At 33.8% G+C, this 22,618-nt stretch carries 20 protein-coding genes; 5 read left to right on the plus strand and 15 right to left on the minus strand.

Annotated features, from left to right (window positions below; all coding sequences use genetic code 11):
• Window positions 1–108: 108 nt before the first annotated feature.
• From ACFSJT_RS10545 to rpsO, 6 genes are all read right to left on the minus strand, one after another.
• Window positions 109–972: a sigma-70 family RNA polymerase sigma factor gene (locus ACFSJT_RS10545; protein WP_024772554.1), complete on the minus strand. Its 864-nt coding sequence runs from the start codon at window positions 970–972 to the stop codon at window positions 109–111.
• 243 nt (window positions 973–1,215) lie between these two features.
• Window positions 1,216–2,637 carry a hypothetical protein gene (locus tag ACFSJT_RS10550; protein WP_378320224.1) on the minus strand — a complete coding sequence of 474 codons (1,422 nt, stop codon included), beginning with the start codon at window positions 2,635–2,637 and terminating at the stop codon, window positions 1,216–1,218.
• The gene (locus ACFSJT_RS10555) at window positions 2,630–3,184 is read right to left on the minus strand and encodes an RNA polymerase sigma factor (RefSeq protein WP_378320225.1); all 555 of its coding nucleotides are present in this window, start codon (window positions 3,182–3,184) and stop codon (window positions 2,630–2,632) included. The genes ACFSJT_RS10550 and ACFSJT_RS10555 overlap by 8 nt, the downstream gene beginning before the upstream one ends.
• Window positions 3,185–3,452: 268 nt before the next feature.
• Window positions 3,453–4,508 (minus strand): hypothetical protein, encoded by a 1,056-nt coding sequence (locus tag ACFSJT_RS10560; protein ID WP_378320226.1) that lies wholly within the window; start codon window positions 4,506–4,508, stop codon window positions 3,453–3,455.
• Between the two features lie 162 nt (window positions 4,509–4,670).
• Window positions 4,671–6,857: a polyribonucleotide nucleotidyltransferase gene (locus ACFSJT_RS10565; RefSeq protein WP_378320227.1), complete on the minus strand. Its 2,187-nt coding sequence runs from the start codon at window positions 6,855–6,857 to the stop codon at window positions 4,671–4,673.
• Window positions 6,858–7,079: 222 nt separating this feature from the next.
• Window positions 7,080–7,349 carry a 30S ribosomal protein S15 gene (gene rpsO / locus ACFSJT_RS10570; RefSeq protein WP_201918398.1) on the minus strand — a complete coding sequence of 90 codons (270 nt, stop codon included), beginning with the start codon at window positions 7,347–7,349 and terminating at the stop codon, window positions 7,080–7,082.
• Window positions 7,350–7,515: 166 nt separating this feature from the next.
• Here rpsO and ACFSJT_RS10575 point away from each other — a divergent pair, with 166 nt between their 5' ends.
• On the plus strand, window positions 7,516–8,343 hold the full coding sequence (locus tag ACFSJT_RS10575) for a hypothetical protein (RefSeq protein WP_378320228.1): 828 nt from the start codon (window positions 7,516–7,518) through the stop codon (window positions 8,341–8,343).
• A gap of 81 nt (window positions 8,344–8,424) precedes the next feature.
• On the opposite strand, the gene accD is transcribed toward ACFSJT_RS10575, so the two are convergent.
• From accD to tamL, 3 genes are all read right to left on the minus strand, one after another.
• The gene (gene accD, locus ACFSJT_RS10580; RefSeq protein ID WP_378320229.1) at window positions 8,425–9,282 is read right to left on the minus strand and encodes an acetyl-CoA carboxylase, carboxyltransferase subunit beta; all 858 of its coding nucleotides are present in this window, start codon (window positions 9,280–9,282) and stop codon (window positions 8,425–8,427) included.
• Between the two features lie 62 nt (window positions 9,283–9,344).
• Window positions 9,345–10,412 (minus strand): class II fructose-bisphosphate aldolase, encoded by a 1,068-nt coding sequence (gene fbaA / locus ACFSJT_RS10585; RefSeq protein ID WP_378320230.1) that lies wholly within the window; start codon window positions 10,410–10,412, stop codon window positions 9,345–9,347.
• 196 nt (window positions 10,413–10,608) lie between these two features.
• Window positions 10,609–13,188: a translocation and assembly module lipoprotein TamL gene (gene tamL, locus ACFSJT_RS10590; RefSeq protein WP_378320231.1), complete on the minus strand. Its 2,580-nt coding sequence runs from the start codon at window positions 13,186–13,188 to the stop codon at window positions 10,609–10,611.
• 38 nt (window positions 13,189–13,226) lie between these two features.
• Between tamL and ACFSJT_RS10595 the strand changes: the two genes are divergently transcribed.
• On the plus strand, window positions 13,227–13,958 hold the full coding sequence (locus ACFSJT_RS10595) for a TrmH family RNA methyltransferase (RefSeq protein ID WP_378320232.1): 732 nt from the start codon (window positions 13,227–13,229) through the stop codon (window positions 13,956–13,958).
• Window positions 13,959–13,964: 6 nt separating this feature from the next.
• Here the strand turns inward: ACFSJT_RS10595 and porT are convergent, their stop codons facing one another.
• Both porT and ubiE read right to left on the minus strand, forming a co-directional pair.
• Window positions 13,965–14,672 (minus strand): type IX secretion/gliding motility protein PorT/SprT, encoded by a 708-nt coding sequence (porT, locus tag ACFSJT_RS10600; RefSeq protein WP_378320233.1) that lies wholly within the window; start codon window positions 14,670–14,672, stop codon window positions 13,965–13,967.
• An 85-nt stretch (window positions 14,673–14,757) separates the two neighbouring features.
• Window positions 14,758–15,486 (minus strand): bifunctional demethylmenaquinone methyltransferase/2-methoxy-6-polyprenyl-1,4-benzoquinol methylase UbiE, encoded by a 729-nt coding sequence (gene ubiE, locus ACFSJT_RS10605; protein ID WP_378320234.1) that lies wholly within the window; start codon window positions 15,484–15,486, stop codon window positions 14,758–14,760.
• 189 nt (window positions 15,487–15,675) lie between these two features.
• Between ubiE and trkA the strand changes: the two genes are divergently transcribed.
• Window positions 15,676–17,025, plus strand: a complete 1,350-nt coding sequence (gene trkA, locus ACFSJT_RS10610) for a Trk system potassium transporter TrkA (RefSeq protein ID WP_378320235.1) — start codon at window positions 15,676–15,678, stop codon at window positions 17,023–17,025.
• A gap of 1 nt (window position 17,026) precedes the next feature.
• A complete protein-coding gene (locus ACFSJT_RS10615) occupies window positions 17,027–18,523 on the plus strand; it encodes a TrkH family potassium uptake protein (RefSeq protein ID WP_378320236.1) in 1,497 nt (498 codons plus the stop codon).
• Window positions 18,524–18,541: 18 nt separating this feature from the next.
• On the opposite strand, the gene ACFSJT_RS10620 is transcribed toward ACFSJT_RS10615, so the two are convergent.
• The 3 genes from ACFSJT_RS10620 to ACFSJT_RS10630 form a co-directional block, all read right to left on the minus strand.
• Complete coding sequence (locus ACFSJT_RS10620) at window positions 18,542–18,808, minus strand: hypothetical protein (RefSeq protein WP_378320237.1); 267 nt, start codon at window positions 18,806–18,808, stop codon at window positions 18,542–18,544.
• Window positions 18,809–18,992: 184 nt separating this feature from the next.
• Window positions 18,993–20,201, minus strand: a complete 1,209-nt coding sequence (locus tag ACFSJT_RS10625; protein WP_378320238.1) for a pyridoxal phosphate-dependent aminotransferase — start codon at window positions 20,199–20,201, stop codon at window positions 18,993–18,995.
• A 19-nt stretch (window positions 20,202–20,220) separates the two neighbouring features.
• Complete coding sequence (locus ACFSJT_RS10630; RefSeq protein WP_378320239.1) at window positions 20,221–21,321, minus strand: fatty acid desaturase family protein; 1,101 nt, start codon at window positions 21,319–21,321, stop codon at window positions 20,221–20,223.
• 170 nt (window positions 21,322–21,491) lie between these two features.
• Between ACFSJT_RS10630 and rsmG the strand changes: the two genes are divergently transcribed.
• A complete protein-coding gene (rsmG, locus tag ACFSJT_RS10635) occupies window positions 21,492–22,121 on the plus strand; it encodes a 16S rRNA (guanine(527)-N(7))-methyltransferase RsmG (RefSeq protein ID WP_378320240.1) in 630 nt (209 codons plus the stop codon).
• Here rsmG and ACFSJT_RS10640 read toward each other — a convergent pair.
• Window positions 22,118–22,585: a GNAT family N-acetyltransferase gene (locus tag ACFSJT_RS10640; RefSeq protein WP_378320241.1), complete on the minus strand. Its 468-nt coding sequence runs from the start codon at window positions 22,583–22,585 to the stop codon at window positions 22,118–22,120. The genes rsmG and ACFSJT_RS10640 overlap by 4 nt on opposite strands.
• Window positions 22,586–22,618 lie beyond the last annotated feature (33 nt).

Raw genomic sequence — 22,618 nt, forward strand, 5'->3', positions numbered from 1 at the left:
TCGTTAAAATACAATAAAAAAAACCTCCGGTAATCAGCCGGAGGTCATTCATCAATCAAAAAACGAACAGTTATATTATAAAACTGTTTGTAACCGCAATTTAGGAATTTATCCTAAATAAGTCTTTAGTATTTTACTTCTAGACGTATGTTTTAGTCTACGAATTGCTTTTTCTTTTATTTGACGTACACGTTCACGAGTAAGATCAAATGTTTCACCAATTTCTTCTAGAGTCATAGGGTGTTGATCACCCAATCCAAAATATAATCTAATAACATCAGCTTCTCTTGGAGTAAGAGTTTCTAGAGCACGTTCTATTTCCGTTCTAAGTGATTCATGCAGTAATGTTCTATCGGGATTTGGTGATTCTCCAGAATTTAATACATCATAAAGATTAGAATCTTCTCCTTCTACAAGAGGTGCATCCATACTTACATGACGTCCTGAGTTTTTCATAGATTCTTTCACGTCATTGATAGTCATATCCAGCTCTTTTGCAATTTCCTCTGCACTTGGTGGTCGCTCGTGAGATTGCTCTAAAAAAGCATATGTTTTATTGATCTTGTTGATCGAACCAATTTTATTTAATGGCAGACGAACAATACGAGATTGTTCTGCTAATGCTTGTAGGATAGATTGACGAATCCACCATACTGCATATGAAATGAATTTAAATCCACGAGTTTCATCAAAACGCTTGGCAGCTTTAATTAATCCAAGATTACCTTCGTTAATAAGGTCTGGAAGTGTAAGTCCTTGATTTTGATATTGTTTTGCAACAGATACTACGAATCTTAAATTTGCTTTGGTTAGTTTTTCAAGTGCTCTCTCGTCACCAGCTTTTATACGCTGAGCCAATTCCACCTCTTCATCTGCAGTAATAAGATCTACTTTACCTATTTCCTGTAAATATTTATCCAGCGATGCAGTTTCACGATTCGTTACCTGCTTCGTAATTTTAAGTTGTCTCATCTATGTTCTCCTTGAAATTTAATATGTGAATATTTAGGGCCTTTTATCTTTTATACGTAAGATGTTATCAAAATGTTACAAAAATGTTGATTTTTTATAGAAATTAGTATTTATAATTTTATTAGTCGGTAATGAAACGTGTCACTAACACTAGTCTGAAAGGTTTTTTTAAATTATATCTAAAGTAGTTGAGTTTCTAAAAATTTAAAATAGATCAATTTTGAAATAATAAAAAATATGGAATTAAAACTCAAAAGATAATCCTGACTGAATAGTAAAATAGAATAAATTATAACTTTCTAAGTTTTTACTTGCTTCTTGCAACTGATAATTAATTAACGGATCAAAATTTACAAACAGGTTGTCTGATAATTTATATTTTAGATTTGAACCTAAATACAAGCCAAGCCCTATTTTTTTTATGTTATCCTCACCTCTAATTGTGAAATCTCCAGCCGAAGCTTTTATAACAATATTATTTTTTGCGTAAAATAAAAGATTTAGTCCTCCAACTAGCGAAGTAGTGATTTGTCGTTTATCTGAGAGTTGATATTGTAAACCTACAGAGATTTCATCATAGATTAATTTCTGGATGAGGTCTATTTGTGATTCGTTTTCAATTATTTCATTTGAAGCCTGAAGTGACCATTCATTTTGGATGTAAGCAGGTAGTTCTGTTAGAATGCGATTTTTGGTTTTGTTGCTTAGCTTTAAATGATTATAACCCACTCTTAATGCCATTTTTTTGGAAAAATAGGATTTAACCGTAATACCATAACCCAAACTTATTTTTCCAGTACTAGTATTATCTGATAAACGATCACTTATCAAGGACCCATTAGAAGTTATATTGTAGGTGGGAGCAATATGCAATCCAAAGCTGAATTTTTGATACACTTTCTTTTTTTTAGGATGCATAAAAATCAGAGTATCCTTTTTCTTGCGGTTAGTTATTCGTGTATCCTTTTCAGAAGTTGATTTATTTTCTGCTTCTTCGCCTATGTTCTTTTCTTCATCTTCAACCTGTTTTATTCTCGTAGCATTATCCTCTAGTGTCGATAAAGCTTTTGAGTTTTTAAGACCAATTTGCCTATCAAACTTTGAAGTAGTTAGTTTATTTTTTTCTTGTTTTGTAATTTTTTCTTTCTGGTTTACTAATTCGAGTTGACTACTTTTTTCTGGATTCCTCTCAACTTTTGCTTTAGACTGTAGTTTAGATGTATTTATAACAGAAGATGTATTATTGTTATGAATTGGTTTTACGTTTACTATAGAATTACTGTTTTTGTTTGAATTATTATCATTTGCGTTTAACACTATTTTTTCAATGGTATCTGTGATAGTGATATGAGTATTAGGTATAGGTCTTTGATTGTTTTCTTCTTCATCGCTTTCTACACAATTATCTTCGGTTAAAGAGGTTTCTAATACAATAAGGCTTGGATCGTCTTTGGACAGGGTATTTTCGTAAGCATTAAATATGATATAGGTTAATAATAGTAGAGGAATTACAATACTCGAAGTTCTTCCCCAATACGAAAGTCTATTTCTTTCTTTTTGAGGTAGTTTTGGCTCGATATCCTCCCAAGTTAAATGACTTTGAGATCGATCAAAATTCTTCAACTTTTCTTTAAAAGCTTTTCCTATGTCTTTTGGGTTAGCCATTACTTATCACTTTTTTTTTAAAACAATCTTTATCAGATAGTATTTTAGTTTTTAATATACTTTTTGCCCTATGTAAATTTGATTTAGAAGTTCCTTCAGAAATAGTAAGCATTGTAGCGATCTCTTTGTGTGAGTATCCATCAAGTTCATATAAATTAAATACCAATCGATATCTGTCTGGTAACCCTTGTATGTATACGAGTAATTCGTCTAATGATAGCTGTAATTCTTCTGTGTCAATTATAACATCCTCAATAGTATCTTCTCTAATAAGATTATCTACATAAGGTGTTTTTTTGTATTTGTCAATTGCCTTATTAATGGTTATTCTTTTCATCCAACCTTCAAAAGAACCTTTGAAATTATATTGGTTTATTTTGCTGAAAATTGTGATAAAAGCATCTTGTAAGTTGTCTTCGGCTTCGCTATAATTTTTGCAATATTTTAGACTCAAAGCAAAAAGTACATCTCTATAGAGATAAAACAATTCACTTTGTGCTTTACGATTGTTTTTTTGGCACTTTTTGATTAGTTTTTTTATGTCCAATTGATTGTAAGCTTTGTAAAGACTACTGTTTTGATTTTATACATCATTGTTAATAAGCAAAAAAGATTTCAATATATGGTAACACTTATTCTAAATACTTTTTTTAAAATAGCATATAAATTATTGAGGTATCTATTTTCTTCAGACTGAGTTGTTTTTAAAGGTTGCGTCAAAAAGAATAAAATTTTAATAATTTAAACGAAATGCTAAAAGTAAAGTAGTTTTAAAAGCATTCTTCCTATACGAGGAAAGATGGCCAATCATAAAATTAAGACGCGTCGGTATTGTTACAGGCTTCGACAAATAATACAATTCTAATAATTTTAGAAACATTAGTTTCTGAATTCTTAATTTTAGCAAAAACTAGTTGGGGATTGGTAGTGTTTGTATATGCAGATGAACCTAAAATGTTTTGTTCTTCTTCTGCATCAGAATACGTGTTGAAAAATGTTACTTCTGCACCCGTATTTATATTTTCTTGAAGTGACACTATACATTCTTTATATTCATCAAGCATGAATTCTGCTTTATCATCAAAACCTTTAAGTGCACATTTTCTGAATTCTACATAATCACATGAGTTTTCAACCGCACATTGTTTCTTAATGGTGTGTTTTTTGTCTTGATTAGTTATTTCTATAGTAGCGTCGTCGATAATAGTAGCTTCCCAGTCAAAATTCCAATCCTGTGCAGTTTGAGACTCTCCTTCTAAGTGAATATTGATATGTAATTTTTCTTCAATAAATAAGGACACCCAAGACGTTCTGTACGCATCACCTTCATGATAAAAAATGCCTGTGCCGTCTTGGTAAAAGTCAAGTAAAGAATTGTTATATTCCTTGTTTTCGGTTAAAGAATTAATTGTCCATATACAGTTTTCTTCTTCTAGTATGTCATTGCAATTACCAATAATTTCGGTTTCTATGCATGCTTCAATTGTTTCTTTAAGTTCTGCATTATCACCAATAATTAATGTACTGCCATCTTCTAATTTACTTGAAATAGGATAGCTAAGCCCAATTGCTCCATTAATTTCTTCAGTTTGACCAAGTAAGTTTACAAACTCTACATTATTATTGACGATTTTCCTGTCAACTACTTCTGAATTATCATCAAAGGTATAAATATTAAATGGATAGATAAAAATGACACAAACGGGCTCGGTTTTATCATCATTTGTAGAAATCGTTTTTATAGAATTAAACAACGAAGAATCAGAGTCGATTTTTTGTAGATTACTAAATAGGTCATAAGGTTCATTTTCACATGAAATCAAAAAAAATGTTGTGAAAAAAATTAAAGAATTTTTTTTGAATAGTGTCATAACTCTGTTTTTTTAAAGTATTTGTCTTATAGACTGATGACTTTAAAAAGGTTGCGTATACGTTATCGCTAAACTCTGATTTGTAAAACTTAGAAGTAATACAAATGAAAACGCCTTCAAAATTTTGAAGGCGCCCTTTGTAATATCAAAAACTAATTAAAATTAATTTTCATTTTTCTCATTTCTAGGTTTTCTATCACCTCTTGGTTTGTCTCCTTCCGCTTTTGGAGGTCTTGGCAATAATGCTTTTCGAGAAACTTTTTCTTTACGCGTTCTGGAATCAATACCAAAGTATTTTACGTCCATCACATCGCCGATATTTACGACATCGGTTACATTATTGGTGCGCTCCCAAGCTAGCTCAGAAATATGTAGTAAAACCTCATTACCTGGAGCTTCAACATACTCTACTACAGCTCCAAAATCAAGTATCTTAATCACTTTTACTTCGTAAACGCTCCCAACTTGAGGTTTAAAAGTGATAGAATCGATTTTGGCTAGCACTTTATCAATTCCTTCCTGGCTTGTACCCAAAATTTCTACGTTACCTTCTTCAGTAACCGGATCTTCATTAATTACAATAGTAGTTCCTGTTTCTTTCTGTAATTCTTGAATTACTTTTCCACCAGGGCCGATTAGTGCTCCGATATATTCTCCAGGAATCGTTTTGGTAACCATTTTAGGTGCGTGTGCTTTTACATCAGCATTTGGAGTAGCTATAGTTTCTGTCAATTTGCCAAGGATATGCAAACGGCCATCTGCAGCTTGTTTTAATGCATTAACCAAAATTTCATATGAAAGTCCTTTTACCTTAATATCCATCTGGCAAGCTGTAATACCATCTGCAGTACCGGTAACTTTAAAGTCCATATCCCCTAAATGATCTTCATCACCTAAAATATCAGATAAAACTGCATACTTTCCTGTTTCACTATCAGAAATCAATCCCATAGCAATACCAGAAACTGGTTTTTTCAATTGCACACCTGCATCCATTAGTGCCATGGTACCAGAACATACGGTTGCCATAGAAGAAGAACCATTTGATTCTAGTACTTCTGATACAACACGAACTGTATATGGGCAATCTTCAGGAATCATCCCTTTTAAAGCACGTTGTGCTAAATTACCATGTCCCACTTCTCTACGAGATGTACCCCTGATAGGTCTTGCTTCACCAGTTGAGAAAGGAGGGAAGTTATAATGCAGATAGAAAGTTTCTTCACCTTCGTATGAAGGCATATCTATTTGATTTGCTTCTCTTGATGTTCCTAAAGTGACTGTGGCCAAAGCTTGCGTTTCTCCTCTTGTAAAAATAGAAGACCCATGTGTAGATGGTAAATAATCAACTTCACACCAGATTGGTCGTATCTCGGTAGTTTTGCGACCGTCAAGACGAAGTCCTTCATTTAAGGTTAAATCACGTACTGCTGCTTTTTCGGCTTTGTAATAATATTTAGAGATCAAATCTCCAAAGTCTTCTAATTCTTCTTCAGAGAAAGTAGCTTTTATTTCTTCTTTTATTTCTGAAAAGGCTGTACTTCTTTCATGTTTTGCAGATCCTGCTTTTGCAACGGCGTATACTTTGTCATATGCCATATCATGAATTTTCTTAGCCAACTCTTCGTCTTCACGCTCTGGATCGTATTCACGAACTTCCTTTTTCCCGAATGCTTCAGCCAATCTCAATTGAGCAGCACATTGTACTTTAATGGCTTCATGAGCAAATTTAATAGCTTCTACCATTTCTTCTTCAGAAATCTCGTCCATTTCACCTTCAACCATCATCACAGAATCTGCAGATGCCCCAATTACCATATCGATATCAGATTCATCTAATTGCGCTCTTGTTGGATTTACGATAAACTCTCCATTGATTCTTCCAACGCGAACTTCTGAAATTGCACATTCAAAAGGGAAGTCTGATAACTGTATCGCTGCCGATGCTGCCAATCCAGCCATGGCGTCTGGCATTACGTTTTCATCATGAGACATTAATTGGATCATCACCTGTGTTTCTGCATGATAATCTTTTGGAAAAAGTGGACGTAATACTCGGTCTACCAAACGCATCGTTAGTACTTCGCCATCACTTGGTCTAGCTTCTCTTTTGAAAAAACCTCCAGGGTAACGACCTGATGCAGCAAATTTTTCTCTATAATCTACCGTTAAGGGTAGAAAATCTACATCACTCTGTTTGTAATTTGAAACAACTGTACATAATAACATACACTTGCCTGATTGCACAACAACAGAACCATGTGCTTGCTTTGCTAATTTTCCGGTTTCAATAGAAATCTCTCTACCGTCACCAAGGTCAATGACCTCTCTATAAACTTTTGGAATCATAATTTTTTTTGATTCATATCCATCAATTCACCTATCTCAATAACAGAGAATGATAGATTTAATTAAACATTGGTTTTCCGTCTAACTCGGACGGACAAGGTTGTGTTGTTGTAGTAATTGCTCGACCAATGAAAAACTAAGGCGTACATCTGCATTTTTTGTACAAATGCTTTTTTTAAAAATAGTTATAATTAAAAAAAGAGGCACAAAGCCCCTCTTTTATTATTTTCTTAATCCTAATTCTTTCACAATTGCACGATATCTCATGATATCTTTTTTCTTCAGGTAATCTAATAAATCCCTACGCTTACCTACCAGCTTTACCAAAGAACGCTCTGTATTAAAATCTTTACGATTATTTTTTAAGTGTTCTGTAAGATGTGTAATTCTGTGAGTGAATAATGCAATTTGACCTTCTGCAGAACCGCTATCATTTTTTCCTTTACCGTGTTTTGCGAAGATTTCTTCTTTAATCTCTTTTGTTAAATACATTCCAATATTATTTAAATGATTTTTATGTATCGATAACGCTTTGCTATCAGCGTGCAAATATAGTCTTTTTTGAATTAGAAAAATATTTTATGCAAAAAAAACATATTCAAATTAAACGTTTCAGGAAATATATAGTCATAGTAAGGTAACGTTAAAATTAGATATTATGAAAAACAACATTTTAAAGTTTGGTTTTACAGCATTTTTATCTGTGATTTTGTTTTCTTGTGACAAAGAAGATTCTAATGATGAAATAATCCAATCTTTTAACCAGGAAGAAGCAAGACTCACTGCAAAAGTAGACAATGCAACCGAAGTAATAAGTGATACATTTTTACAAGTGTATGAAGAGGAGGAAAGTCTCCAAAAAGGTCCTATTCACCGTTTTCTGCCTGACTGTGCAACAATTATCACAGAAATTACAGATACTTCAAAAGAGGTAACAGTAAATTTTGGTTCTGAAGGATGTGAGTTACGCAACGGACATATTGTAAAAGGAAAAATAAATATGTCGTATGCGGTAGATGTTGACGCCATGATCCTTACCATTAATTATGATCTTGAAGATTTTTTTGTTGATGATATCCAATTCGAAGGCTCCAGAACGGTAACGCGACAAAGAGCTAATGATAATGGGAATCCACAATATAGTATGAATCTTAATTTGGCTGTAACATTTGTAGATGGTACGCAAGCTTCAAGAACAGGTTCAAAGACCAGAGAATGGGTAGAAGGATCATTTAATGGTAATTGGGGAGACAATGTGTTTTTAATCACTGGGGCTTGGGAGACTAATTTTGCTAATGGCAATACACATAGCACTACGATTACGACTGCCTTACGTAGAGAAGCCAGCTGTAGATTTTTGGTTAGTGGAGTAGTGGATCTTGTAAGAACTAATTATAGTGGAACCCTGAATTATGGCAATGGTGAGTGTGATAATAAAGCTACGTTCACCAATGCAGATGGAGAAGAACGAGAAATCTTATTGTAGATTTTTTCTGGTTAGTGAGTTGAAAAAGGCTGTCTGGAATACATTTTCCAGACAGCCTTTTCTATATTCTTGCTCTTTAATTTAGTTAGGCAGAGGTCGATTTAAAATTAAATCAAGATATAAATTTATTTTCTGTTTTAATTCTTGCCTTGGTGTAATGAAATCTAGGAATCCATGCTCTAGTAAAAATTCTGAGGTCTGAAAGCCTTCGGGCAATTCTTTTCCGGTAGTATCTCTTACGACACGAGGGCCCGCAAAACCAATCAAAGCTCCTGGTTCTGCAATATTAATATCTCCTAGCATTGCGAATGAGGCCGTTGTGCCTCCGGTTGTAGGATCAGTACATAATGAAATATAAGGAATTTTTGCATCTGCCAATTGAGCTAATTTCGCTGAGGTTTTGGCTAACTGCATCAGTGACAAAGCAGCTTCCATCATGCGCGCTCCACCAGATTTGGAAATAATCATAAAAGGTATTTTATGTTCTAGAGAATAGTCAGCAGCACGTGCGATCTTTTCACCTACAACACTACCCATGGATCCACCTATGAATGCAAAATCCATACAGGCAATTACGAGATCATTTCCATTAGATTTTCCTACGGCTGTTCTAACTGCATCTTTTAGGTTTGTTTTTTCTTCTGCTTCTTTAAGACGATCTACATATTTCTTTTTGTCTTCGAATTTAAGAGGGTCTTTTGAGGAAAGATTTTTATCCAGTTCCTTAAATTTATTATCGTCAAATAAAATCTCAAAATATTCTTTACTGCCAATCCTTACGTGGTATCCATCTTCAGGACTGACATAGAAGTTTTTTTCTAATTGTTCGGCATCTACAATTTTTCCTGTTGGAGACTTATACCACAGTCCTTTTGGGACATCTTTTTTATCTTCGGTAGCCGTTTGTATACCTTTTTGTGTTCTCTTAAACCAAGCCATAAATTAGTGTATTAAAAAAGCTGAAACTCCTAGGGTGTAGTTTCAGCTTGGTTTTTCTTGTTCTATAATGTATTTACATTATTTAAATCCTCGAATGCCTTTTTAAGACGGTTTTTAAAGGTGATTTCACCTTCTCTTAACCATTTTCTTGGATCATAATATTTCTTATTAGGTTCTTCAGCACCTTCAGGGTTACCTATTTGCGTTTTCAGATATTCGATATTATTGATCATATAGTCTCTAATACCTTCGTTAAAAGCAAATTGAAGATCAGTATCGATATTCATTTTGATTACACCATATCCTATAGCTTCTCTTATTTCTTCTAATGAAGAACCGCTACCTCCATGAAATACAAAATCGATGTGGTTATGGCCAACTCCATATTTTTTAGAGATAAACTCTTGTGAATTCTTAAGAATTTTAGGGGTGAGCTTTACGTTACCGGGTTTGTATACCCCATGAACATTACCAAAAGCCGCTGCAACAGTAAATTTGTCACTTACTTTACTTAGTTCTTCATAGGCATAGGCAACTTCCTCGGGCTGTGTATATAATTTAGAATCATCTACATCGCTATTATCAACACCATCTTCTTCGCCGCCGGTGATTCCTAGTTCAATTTCTAATGTCATTCCCATTTTACTCATACGAGCGAGGTATTGCTTACAGATCTCTATGTTTTCTTCGATAGGCTCTTCAGAAAGGTCTATCATGTGAGAGCTATATAAAGGTTTTCCGGTCTCTTTATAAAATTGTTCACCGGCATCTAATAATCCGTCAATCCAGGGAAGTAGTTTTTTTGCACAGTGGTCAGTATGCAAAATTACGGGTACGCCATAAGCTTCAGCTAATAGATGCACGTGTTTTGCACCTGCAACTGCTCCTGCAATAGCAGCTTTCTGACCCTCATTAGAAAGTCCTTTTCCGGCATTGAATTGTGCCCCTCCATTAGAGAATTGTATAATTACAGGGGAATTTAATTCCGCAGCAGTTTCTAAAACTCCATTTATAGAGTTAGACCCAATTACATTTACTGCGGGCAATGCAAAAGCCTTTTCTTTTGCATACTTAAAAATTTCTTGTACTTCGTCCCCCGTAGCAACTCCTGGTTTGATGTTGTGACTCATAATTTAGTTTTGGTTTATAAGCATACAAAAATAGTAAAATTATATAGAAACAAACACGAATAAAATAATCTTTGCAGACTTAAAATCATGAATTAATAATTATGGAAAACTGCCTTATTTATAAGAGAAGATTTATTATAAATGGGTAGAGTTGCATGGGTACTATACAATATATGAAATAAGGACGAAAGATTTTCTAAAAAGGATAATTAATTCCAAAATTATAAACAGCTTCAGAAAATTTATACCCTTTAAACCATCGTTGGTCTTCGTCATTTGCTGGGTTAAAAGTTTTAAAGCCAATGTCTAATCGTATCACAAAGAATTCAAAATCATATCTAAACCCTATACCTGTACCCACGGCCATCTGTTGGATATCATCCAATTTGGAAAAAACTGCATCTTCATCTTCAACATTATCCAAGACATTCCAAATGTTACCAGCATCAATAAATAGAGCTCCGTTTAAGGCTCCCAGAATATTATATCTGTATTCTAAATTTAATGCAAGTTTTAAGTTAGCTTCATTAAATTCATTTCTACTTCTGGTACTGCCAGGTCCCAAATCATATGCAAGCCATGCTCTATTATCATTAGGGCCTCCACCAAAGAAACTACGTGCAAAAGGAATACTATTGGCATTTCCGTAAGGGATAGCTATTCCTCCAAAGGATCTGAAGGCAATCACATTTTTTCTTCCAAGATCCCAGTGCTTTATGTAGTCTAACTCTGTTTTTGCATACTGCGAAAATTCTACTCCAAATATTTCAAAGCGATCTCTAGAGTTTTCCTTCAATCCGGCAATTTTGGAGATGGTATTCAGAACATTGCCGGCAAGTTCTACTTTTGCTCTAAATCTTGAGTAATTCTCATCATATAGGTTTTCTCTGTTGTTTTTTGTAAAGGTATAGCTTGAAGCAAAGATCAAATTATCTTCGGTAAGTCTTGTTTTTCTTTCGTCGATGTTTTGAATTTCCTGTAGTTGATTAGATGTAAGATCTGTATCTGGATTTAAGCCAAGTGACTCTGTTATAAACCCATCGGCCCCGTCTGGAATAGCAAGTTCAGCATCCGCTATAGAAGGAGTTCCGCTTTCAGGTTGAACAAAGAATGGAGATGTAGGTTCCAGAACTTGTTGAGCAATATCATTTAGTTCATTATACGAAGTATTATAGATATTAAAGTAATTGTTCGTATTTAGATTTCGTACATATTGGACATTTACTATGTCTATTTGGTTGGTAATGGTTTTACTAGGTCGCCATTGGTAATTGAATATTCCAGTGGCATTTTGTCTATCAAGTCCTATATTTTGTTGGACATTTATTCCAAAAATTAAATTTGTTGTAGGTGACATCCGTTTTGGGATAATTTTATTCGTCCTTAACGGGAAAATTATTTTTGGGAACGATAAACGCACATCTGTTCCTACTTCAGAAATATTAAAAAATCTTTCCCCTCCGTCAACTGCATCACTAGACGAACCAATACTACCTCTTGCCGAGATCTCAAGAATTTCGGCACCACCAAATACGTTTCGAATTAATAGCGAACCTCCGAAACCGATCCCAAACGCTTGAATTTGAGAAGTAGAAACATCAAATTGTGCGTTAACACTGTATTTTTTCTTTGGTGTCAGCCTGATATTGGCAATTAGACTTTTTCCTGTAGGATCATTTTGATCAATATCATAAGTAATATTTGGATATTTGAAAGTTCTAAGGTTGTTAATTTGATTATTTGTAATGGTTCGATCACTTTCTTTGAAAATTTCTCCGGGAGTAATTAAAATAGAATTCGCAATTGCTTTGCGTGTGTACTTAATTTCATCATAACCATAAATTTTATATCCATTATATGAAGTACTGTCTTTAGGTTTTTTATCTCGGTTTTGATAAGAATAATCAGTAAAAACGTTTACTCTACTTATTTTATGTATTTTGAACGGTACCCTTGTCACCGAATCCCCATAGCTTACAGGACGATTTTTAATCAATAAATTCAGATTTACTTTGTGATTAGTATTTACAGTATCTGCATCAAATTTTATAAACTCTTTCTCAAAATGATAAAGTCCCGAATTACGAAAAAGAGAAGTGACTCGCTCTCTTTCGGCTTCAATATCCAGTGTTTTATATTGCTTTCCTGCAATTATAGTAGTGTTCTGGGTATTGGCGTTATAGATAGAATCTGCGACACCAGATTCTATTTTAGTTTTTAATGAGTCAATGAAATAAGGTTCGTTTGGGAAAATATAATAATTTACTTTTGCTTTTTTATTATTCTTTTTAGCTATTTCATAGTCGGTCTTGACATTAAACCACCCATTATTCCAATAATATGCCTGTAATCTTTTTACTGAACGTCTTATTTTTGATTCGTTCACAATAGCAGGAGGCTCTCCAGTATTTTTTATCCATTTGTTTATGCTAGATAATCCAGTGCCCAATCGATCAATTTGCTTTCTTGAAAAGAAGTTAACCATTCTTTTTTTCCGATTAGGTTTGCGATTTAACCAATCTCGATATAATGAATCTCTATTTACACTAGCTAAGTTATAAATATGCAATCTCAATGGAATTCCTGCTATTTTTGTGTTGGGCTCCTGATATAGTTGATTTTCAAGCTTTATATCATTAGTTTTGACGCTGTCTACAAAAATTTCGTTTTTTGTTAATAGATATTCATCATCAGGAACTCTTTTTACCGCATTACACGAAATTAAAAAGATTGTGGTTAGGGTAATAAATAATATTTTTGTCAGAAAGTGTTTCAATCCCTATTCATTATTGATTTCAAAAATACACTATTTGTATGGTTAGCAAAAACCAAAAGAAACTAATAAAAAGTTTATATCAAAAAAAATACCGAAAACAACATGGGTTGTTTATAGCTGAGGGTAAAAAAGTAATTAATGAATTGCTTGAAGCCAATCTGAAGCTCAATAAACTTTTTACATTAGATGAAAATGCTTTTGATGTAGACGACAACCTTCAGCTTCATGTAAGTATAGAAGAGTTAAAACAGATTAGCTTTTTGACTACTCCGCAAACTGCGTTGGCCATTTTTTTTATCCCCGAAATGGAGGAGATAAATACAGCAGGACTTATTTTGGCTCTCGATGATATTAGAGATCCGGGTAACCTAGGGACAATAATTCGTTTATGTGATTGGTTTGGTATCTCAGACTTAGTGTGTTCCAGCCAAACTGTAGATTGTTTTAATCCAAAAGTAATTCAAGCTACTATGGGTTCAATTACTAGAGTAAATATTAATTATCTTGATCTGGGAGAGTTTTTAAGGTCACAAAAATCGAATGCTATCATTTTCGGGACCTTTATGAACGGTGATAATCTTTATTCGGAATCTTTACCCGAACACGCAACCATTGTAATGGGTAATGAAGCAAATGGGATTTCAAAAGAAATAGAAAAGTTAATCGATAAAAGAATAACTATCCCACAATTTGGAATCAATCAAAAAACAGAAAGTCTTAATGTCGCTACGGCTACGGCTATTGTACTTAGTGAGTTCAAAAGATCTTAAACTAGATTATTGAAAAGTAAAATTAATAAAAATTCCACGGGTCGACATTTTATCTATTGTTGAGGTATATAAACTATTGGGATCATTGTCTTTTACAAGTTCATCAGACATTGCAAATACACCCCGAATAGAAGGAGTAAACTTGAAATAGTACAGGTATAAATCAACTCCAAAACCTACTTCAAAATAGTTTGTGTTCGTTTTCATTCTAAATTCACCAGAATTATTATCATCTGGATTATCTTCGTTACTCGATAAATTTATAGAAGTAGATATTCCACCTACTATAAAAGGTTTAAAATTATTAAGTCTTTTTGTAGAGATTTTTAGAAGTAACGGTATATGAACATAAGTCGATTTTACTTCTCTAAAAGATTCAAATTGGGAAGTGAAAAGAGGATTATTGAATGTGAGATCTCTTCTGGTAAAAGTTACCATAGGTTCTAACCGCAGATCCAGATAATCGTTAATTCTCATATTTCCTAAAAGCCCCACACTAAAACCTATAGTTTTATCTACTATAATGTCTTCATCTTCAAAATCACCCGTATAGTCAAAGTTGAAATCATAACTATTAAGCCCCAGTATGTATCCCCAACTAAATCTTGGTTTATCAAAATTCTGAAGATTTTGTACTTTTTCTTTAGAGAATAGCTGTGCACTCATTTCCTGAGTGCAGACTAAAACAGCGAAGAGAATAAAAAACTTTTTCATTTACTTAAAAATTTACCAATCAAATAATTGAAATCATGTTAATAGACTGGTATTGGTCATTTTTGCCATTTTACAGGCTTTTACTTTATTTTGAGGCTGTATAAATTGTTGCAACACCAAAAGTTTGGGGTTTATCTTCAACATCTATAAACCCAATTTTTTTTAAAATATTGTTGAACTCTTCTCCATAAGGAAAAGCAGCAGCACTTTCACTTAAATATGAATAGGCCGATCTGTCTTTAGAGAAAGCCCTTCCTATAAGTGGTAAGATCTTTGTTGAGTAAAATTTGTAGCCCTGTTTATAAGGTGTCTTAGTTGGAACAGAAGTCTCTAATACCACAAAAATACCTCCCGGTTTTAATACTCTGTAAATTTCTGAAAGACCTTTTTCGAGATTTTCAAAATTTCGAACGCCAAATGCTACGGTGATAGCATCAAAATAATTTTCTTGATATGGTAAGTTTTCGCTATCTCCCTTTACCATATCAATAATAGTATCTAATTTCTTGTCTTTAATCTTATTTTTACCTACCTCCAGCATTCCAGTAGAAATATCGAGACCAATAATCTCGCTAGCACCAGTCTTTGAAAGATTAATTGCAAGATCTCCTGTTCCTGTAGCAACATCAAGAATTTTTTCTGGATTAATTTTACCTACAAGTTTTACAACTTTTTTACGCCATTTAACATCAATACCAAAAGAAATAACACGGTTTAATCCGTCATAATTACCAGAAATAGTGTCAAACATCTCTGCAACTTGCTCTTTTTTGGATCTTGAGGTATCTTTATATGGAGTTATTTTTTTAGACATTCAAAAAAAATTTAGGCAAAGATACATTTTTGAGATTGATAGTTGGAATAGATTTATGTTAAGTTGGTTATAATCAAATTTCACCAGTTGGTCAATTTGCATTATCTTTGTACGCTTTTATATTCTAAGACAATACAAGCAAGTCTTAGTTTGATTTTATCATTAGATGGAAAACAATAAACAAAACCAATGAAAATCATTATTGCCGGAGCAGGTGAAGTAGGATTTCATTTGGCAAAATTACTCTCATTTGAGTCTCAAGACATTACTCTTATTGATACAGATAAAGAATGTCTTAATTATGCAGATACTCACTTAGATATCAGGGTTATAAAAGGAGATGCTACTTCAATTTCTATTTTAAAAGAAGCAAGAGTAGAAAATGTCGATATGGTTATTGGAGTTACTTCAAGTGAAACCACGAATATAACTGCATGTGTTTTGGCCAAACAATTAGGTGCCAAACGTACAATCGCCAGGATTTCAAATACAGAGTTTATTGAGAATAAAGAAGAGGTTGGTTTTACCAAGTTTGGTATAGATGAATTAATTTCTCCTGAAGCGTTGGCAGCAAGCGAGATAGAGTTACTTCTTAATCAATCCGGATTCCATGATAGTTATGAGTTCGAAGATGGAGCTTTAACCATGGTCGGAACTACTTTATCCTCAGAAGCATTATTTGTGGGTAAAAGTGTAAGAGAAGCTGCTGCAGTATTTCCAGAGCTGCATTTTATGCCCATAGCGATTCAAAGATCTGGAACGCAATATACATTAATACCCAGAGGGGATACAACTTTCAAAGAAGGAGATCAGGTGTATTTTGTAACTTCCAAAGGAGGGGTCGAAGAGCTTTATAAATTGACAGGAAAGATAAAAGAGGAGATCAAAGATGTGATGATCCTGGGAGGGAGCAAAATTGGACATAAGACCTCCTGTGATCTTTGTGATCATAAATTTAGAGTAAAACTTATAGAAAAAGATAAGGACAAGTCGTTTGATCTGGCAGATGATCTGCCCAATGCATTAATTATTAATGGGGACGGACGTAATGTAGAGTTATTACAGGAAGAAGGAATTGGCGAGATGGATGCTTTTATTTCGGTAACCGGAAATTCTGAAACCAATATTATGTCTTGTCTGGTAGCAAAATCCAAAGGTGTTCGAAAGACCATTGCTTTAGTTGAAAATATGGATTATTTTCAATTATCCCATTCTATTGGAATTGATACATTGATCAATAAAAAACTTTTGGCAGCAAATAATATTTTCAGATTTATTAGAAAAGGTGAAGTTGTCGCGATGACCAAACTTAACAATATGAATGCAGAGCTGCTAGAATTTATTGTTAAGCCTACTTCTGAAGTGAGTGATAATTTGATAAAAGATCTTGATTTTCCTCGATCAGCTATCATCGCTGGTGTGATTAGGGATGGTGTGGGTATGATTGCATTGGGTGATTTTTATATTCAGGCAGGAGATCGGGTAGTTGTTTGTTGCTTACCTAAATCTATTAAGAAAATAGAAAAGCTTTTTCTCTAAAATGTCTAAACTAAACTACAGGATCATATCTCACATAATGGGACTTTTATTGCTCTGCAATGGTTGTTTTATGCTTGTTGCTGCTATCATAAGTTTCATTTATAAAGATGGGGTTACGGTAGAGATCATGATGGCGGCATTGGCTACTATGTTTATAGGTGTAGCTCTTATGTTTATTACTCGTGAACATCAAAAAGAGATCAATAAGCGCGAAGGCTATATTGTAGTAACTTTTGGGTGGATATTTATGTCTTTAAGTGGTACACTGCCTTACTTGTTCTCTGGGGCTATACCAACTTTTACCAATGCCTTTTTTGAGACAATGTCTGGGTATACAACTACGGGTTCCTCAATTCTTAATGAAATTGAAATTATTCCTAAAGGTGTTTTATTTTGGCGAAGTCTTACCCATTGGATTGGCGGAATGGGAATTATCGTATTAGCTATTGCTATTTTACCTTTGCTCGGAATAGGGGGAATGCAATTATTTGCAGCCGAAGCTCCTGGGCCCAATACAGATAAATTACATCCAAGAATTACAGATACAGCAAAACGATTATGGTTAATCTATTTTGGTTATACCGCGGCAGAGACTATCCTTTTAAAACTTGCCGGAATGAATTTCTTTGATGCCATTAACCACGCATTAAGTACATTGTCTACAGGAGGTTTTTCTACTAAAAACGCAAGCGTGGCATATTGGAATGATGAACCTATGATACAGTATATTATTATTTTATTCATGTTTTTGGCAGGAATGAATTTTATACTGAGTTATTTTGGATTTAAAGGAAAGGTTCAGAAAATAATAAAAGATGAAGAATTTAAATTGTACTCTTTTTTTATTATTTCATTTACCATTATTGCTACATTAATTATTTATCTTAAAGCAGATGTTTCTATATCCTCTATAGATCACCCTATGGTTTGGGGAGAGGCCGAAAGCGCTTTTCGTCATGCATTGTTTCAAGTGTTGGCAGTAGTAACGACCACAGGATTTGTAAGTGCAGATTTCACGATGTGGACGCCTTTTTTAACGGTTTTTTTCTTTGGTCTTATGTTTTTGGGTGGTTCTGCGGGATCTACTGCTGGAGGCATGAAGGTTGTGAGACATTTGATTACAATTCGCAACGGAATTTTGGAATTCAAGCGTACATTGCATCCTAGAGCGATACTACCTGTACGATATAATACCAGGGCAGTTTCAAAAGAAATTGTGTTTAATATACTCGCATTCTTTATATTGTATATGTTGGCTTTTATTATTGGTTCTGTGGGCTTAGGGGCTCTAGGATTAGATTTTGAAACAGCCATAGGAGGAGCAGCTTCTTCTCTAGGAAACGTTGGTCCGGCTTTTGGTAAACTAAGCCCTGTAAACAACTTTGATGTCTTACCAGATTTTGGAAAGTGGTGGTGCTGTTTTCTTATGTTAATAGGAAGGTTAGAGTTATTCACCGTTTTAATTCTTCTTACCCCATTCTTCTGGAGAAATAGATAATCTACCTTAATTGTCTATTCAGGGTATAGGATAATGTAATGTTATTGTCCATAGCTCTGCGACCTTTTTGATGGTATCTTTTACCTTTCCGGTAATCTTATCCAAATGCTCTGGTTCTAATAAGAAGATATCTAAAATTGACTCATAATAGCCCAAGCTCGCTTCAGATTCTTTATCTGGATGTATATCCAAAATTTCGTCATCTGTCTTGACCACGTTAAAGTTCTCCTTGAAGATTTGAAGTATATTCTTTGTGACTATGCGTTCTTTTTCTAAAGTATCCATAGGGGAATATGGTTTTAAGTTGGTTAATATTCGGAATTACTTGTGTAAAGTATAGAAAAGAATAACTTTAATTTTGCTCATTTAGTATTTTAATGAGCTTTTTTAATGTTGTTAAAAAGTTAATTAAAAAACCGATTATTTCTATTTAGAAATAATCGGTCTCAGATATTGTGATTCAAGCTGTTTAGGTTACTGCTTCTTTAATTCGTCTGACGGCTTCAGTAATTTCGTCTGTGCTTGCTGCATAAGATATTCTAATGCAATTACTATTACCAAAAGCAATACCGGTAACTGTAGCAACGTTAGCTTTTTCTAATAAAAACATAGAGAAATCTGTTGCATTTTCAACAGAATGTCCCTGTAATGTTTTGCCGAAGTAGTAAGATATATCTGGAAACACATAAAATGCTCCTTCGGGTTCATTGCATTCAAATCCTGGTATTTCGGATAACAAGTTTAGGATTAGTTTTCTACGCTGCTTAAACTCATCAACCATATATTGAATTTTACTGACTGGAGCTTCTAAAGCTGTGATGACTGCCCTTTGAGCAATACAATTAGCTCCACTGGTAACCTGACCTTGAATCTTATTGCATGCTCTTGCGATAACTGTAGGTGCTCCAATATAACCAATTCTCCATCCTGTCATTGCAAAAGCCTTTGCCACACCATTAACCGTTACAGTTCTATCATACATATCTTCAAACTGAGCCATAGAGGCATGGTCTCCAACATAATTGATATGCTCGTAAATCTCGTCACTTACAACGATAATATCGGGATATTTTTGCAACACATCTGCCAATGCTCTCAATTCTTCTTTACTATAGATAGATCCGCTTGGATTACAAGGAGAGCTATACCATAGCATCTTAGTTTTGGGAGTAATTGCAGCTTCTAGCTGTTTTGCAGTCATTTTAAAATCTGTATCAATAGAAGTTTTGACCTCTACTGGTATTCCTTCGGCAAGTTTGACAATATCACTATAACTCACCCAATAGGGACACGGCAAGATAACTTCGTCACCTGGATTAATACATACTTGTGCTACGTTATAAAGAGATTGTTTTGCACCAGTAGATACTATGATTTGAGAACGGTCATAACTCAAATTATTATCTTTTTTAAATTTGGTGATTATGGCATCTTTTAATTCTACGTATCCATCAACAGGAGTATAAGAATTGTAATTCTCATTAATTGCATTAATAGCTGCTTCCTTAATAAAATCCGGAGTATTAAAATCGGGCTCTCCTAAGCTTAGGCTAATGATGTCCTTCCCTTCAGCTCTTAATTCCCTTGCTTTTGCTGCCATCGCCAGCGTTGCAGATGCTTCAAGTGCGTTAATCCTGTCTGATAATTGTATGCCTATTTTTGATACTGGTGTACTCATTTTTAATTGGTGATAAAAGTTATGATTGTAATGCAGGGTTCATTCCCATTTCTTTTAGGTGTCTAAAATGAGCAATGATTGCCTTGCGTGTGGTTTTATATTCATTATAAGGTAAATTAAATTCTAAAGCTGTTTGTTTTACAATTTTAGAAATTTTGGTATAATGAATGTGGCTTATATGAGGAAAAATGTGGTGCTCCACTTGGTGGTTTAAACCTCCTGTAAACCAATTGACTATTCTATTTTTGGTAGAAAAATTAACCGTAGTAAATAGCTGGTGGATTGCCCATGTGTTTTTCATATTTCCGTCAGAATCAGGCATTGGCATATCCGCTTCTTCTACCATATGTGCTAATTGAAATACAATACTTAAAATTAACCCGGCAACGTAGTGCATAATAAAAAAACCTAGTAAAATCTTCCACCATGCAATTGACAAAAATAGCATGGGTATGACTATCCATATTAGTACGTAAATTGTTTTAGTAACGACTACAGTACTCCACTGTTTTAATGGACTAGGTAATTTCCCATACGATAATTTACGGGCCAGATAATTTTTGGTTTGCTTAAAATCTGTAGTTAGTGCCCAATTAAAAGTTAATAAACCATACAAAAATATAGAATAATAGTGCTGAAACTTGTGAAAACGTCTCCACTTCGCATGTTTAGTAAATCGTATCACTCTGCCAGCATCCATATCTTCATCATGGCCATGAATATTAGTATAGGTGTGATGCAAAACATTATGTTGCACTTGCCAGTTATATACATTGCCAGCTAGGATATAAATACTGTTTCCCATTAGATTATTGATCCATTTTTTTGAGGAATATGATCCATGATTTCCATCATGCATCACATTCATGCCAACTCCGGCCATTCCTATTCCCATGATGATGGTGAGTAATAGCATCCACCATTGCGAAATATCAAGAGTAAGGATTAGAAAATATGGAGTAAGAAAAATAGAAAACATTACTATTGTTTTGAGATGTAATTTCCAGTTACCTGTTCTCTTAATATTATTCTCTTTAAAATATTGATTTACACGCTTGTTGAGCGTTCTAAAAAATTTGGCAGAATCTGCTCTGCTAAATCGTACATTGGGTGTTATCATAAGTATTAAGGTTTATAATCAAACGTATTTGATCATAGTAATATTGGGTAAAGTTAGCCATTTAAATTTTTTTAAGATCCTAAAAAGTAGTAAAATATACGAGTTTAACATGTATTTTTACACTTTAATTTGTGTTGATTTTATTATTATAATACCAAAAAAATAAAAGTGTGACAATAATACATAAGTATTTTCCGGATTTAACAGAGGAGCAGCAAGGAAAGTTTTCTAAGTTAGGTGATTTGTATAAGGAATGGAATGCCAAAATTAATGTAATCTCTCGAAAAGATATAGATTCTTTATACGAAAGACATGTTTTGCATTCTTTAGGAATTGCTAAGATCCAAGAATTTAAACCTGGTTCTAGTGTATTAGATGTGGGTACGGGAGGTGGCTTTCCTGGGATTCCGCTTGCTATTTTGTTTCCAGATACACAGTTTTATCTCATTGATGTGATTGCGAAAAAAATTAAGGTAGTAAATGAGGTTGTTAAAGCATTGGATTTAAAGAATGTTAAAGCCGAGCAGCGCAGGGCAGGAACGTTTGACGAACGTTTTGATTTTATCGTGAGCCGGGCAGTGACCAATATGCCGGACTTTGTAAAGTGGATTCGTAAAAATGTCAAGAAAAACAGTAAGCATGAACTTAAAAATGGGATTTTATACCTTAAAGGTGGAGATTTGACTGAAGAATTAGGCCTATTTCCAAGAGCTCAACAATACAATTTATCAGATTATTTTGAAGAAGAATTTTTTGAAACTAAAAAAGTGGTGTATCTACCATTGAAATATAAGACCTAATTCTCTAAATTAAATCGCATTTCAATAAGATGTTTTTCAAAACCGGCTTTTTCATAAGCTCGAATTGCCCTGGGATTTTTTTCATAAACTGTGAGACGAATTTCTTCGAGGTCTTTGGATTCAAACCAATTACACAGATATTTAATAATAGCTTGGCTTACACCTTTCCCACGATGTTCTTCTTTCACATACATAAAACCAATGTAGCCTAATTGTTTTTGTTTAAAATAATCTAGGCGATCTCTAACTTGGCCATAGCCACTACCTGCAATTTCGCCATTAATTTCTGCAACGACAACTTCAGTGTGGTCTGATTGGATATAGTCTGAAACACTATAATAGCTTATTTTTTTATCTTGTATCAATGTGGGATCCATAGGGCGTTCTGCTTCAATGATTTTTTGTTCAAAATCAAGAAGGGTGGGGAGGTCTTCAATATTCGCAGGCCTAACAATGATTTTCATAAATAATTACTGAAGGTTAAAAAAAAGCGCCAA

Origin of the sequence: Aquimarina celericrescens, from assembly GCF_042682765.1 — a bacterium.
Lineage (GTDB): Bacteria > Bacteroidota > Bacteroidia > Flavobacteriales > Flavobacteriaceae > Aquimarina > Aquimarina celericrescens.

Coding starts and splice junctions, on each gene's coding strand:
- ACFSJT_RS10545 (WP_024772554.1), bottom strand. CDS start 972: ATGAGACAACTTAAAATTACGAAGCAGGTAACGAATCGTGAAACTGCA.
- ACFSJT_RS10550 (WP_378320224.1), bottom strand. CDS start 2,637: ATGGCTAACCCAAAAGACATAGGAAAAGCTTTTAAAGAAAAGTTGAAG.
- ACFSJT_RS10560 (WP_378320226.1), bottom strand. CDS start 4,508: ATGACACTATTCAAAAAAAATTCTTTAATTTTTTTCACAACATTTTTT.
- ACFSJT_RS10565 (WP_378320227.1), bottom strand. CDS start 6,857: ATGATTCCAAAAGTTTATAGAGAGGTCATTGACCTTGGTGACGGTAGA.
- rpsO (WP_201918398.1), bottom strand. CDS start 7,349: ATGTATTTAACAAAAGAGATTAAAGAAGAAATCTTCGCAAAACACGGT.
- ACFSJT_RS10575 (WP_378320228.1), top strand. CDS start 7,516: ATGAAAAACAACATTTTAAAGTTTGGTTTTACAGCATTTTTATCTGTG.
- accD (WP_378320229.1), bottom strand. CDS start 9,282: ATGGCTTGGTTTAAGAGAACACAAAAAGGTATACAAACGGCTACCGAA.
- fbaA (WP_378320230.1), bottom strand. CDS start 10,412: ATGAGTCACAACATCAAACCAGGAGTTGCTACGGGGGACGAAGTACAA.
- ACFSJT_RS10595 (WP_378320232.1), top strand. CDS start 13,227: ATGGTTAGCAAAAACCAAAAGAAACTAATAAAAAGTTTATATCAAAAA.
- porT (WP_378320233.1), bottom strand. CDS start 14,672: ATGAAAAAGTTTTTTATTCTCTTCGCTGTTTTAGTCTGCACTCAGGAA.
- ubiE (WP_378320234.1), bottom strand. CDS start 15,486: ATGTCTAAAAAAATAACTCCATATAAAGATACCTCAAGATCCAAAAAA.
- trkA (WP_378320235.1), top strand. CDS start 15,676: ATGAAAATCATTATTGCCGGAGCAGGTGAAGTAGGATTTCATTTGGCA.
- ACFSJT_RS10615 (WP_378320236.1), top strand. CDS start 17,027: ATGTCTAAACTAAACTACAGGATCATATCTCACATAATGGGACTTTTA.
- ACFSJT_RS10620 (WP_378320237.1), bottom strand. CDS start 18,808: ATGGATACTTTAGAAAAAGAACGCATAGTCACAAAGAATATACTTCAA.
- ACFSJT_RS10625 (WP_378320238.1), bottom strand. CDS start 20,201: ATGAGTACACCAGTATCAAAAATAGGCATACAATTATCAGACAGGATT.
- ACFSJT_RS10630 (WP_378320239.1), bottom strand. CDS start 21,321: ATGATAACACCCAATGTACGATTTAGCAGAGCAGATTCTGCCAAATTT.
- ACFSJT_RS10640 (WP_378320241.1), bottom strand. CDS start 22,585: ATGAAAATCATTGTTAGGCCTGCGAATATTGAAGACCTCCCCACCCTT.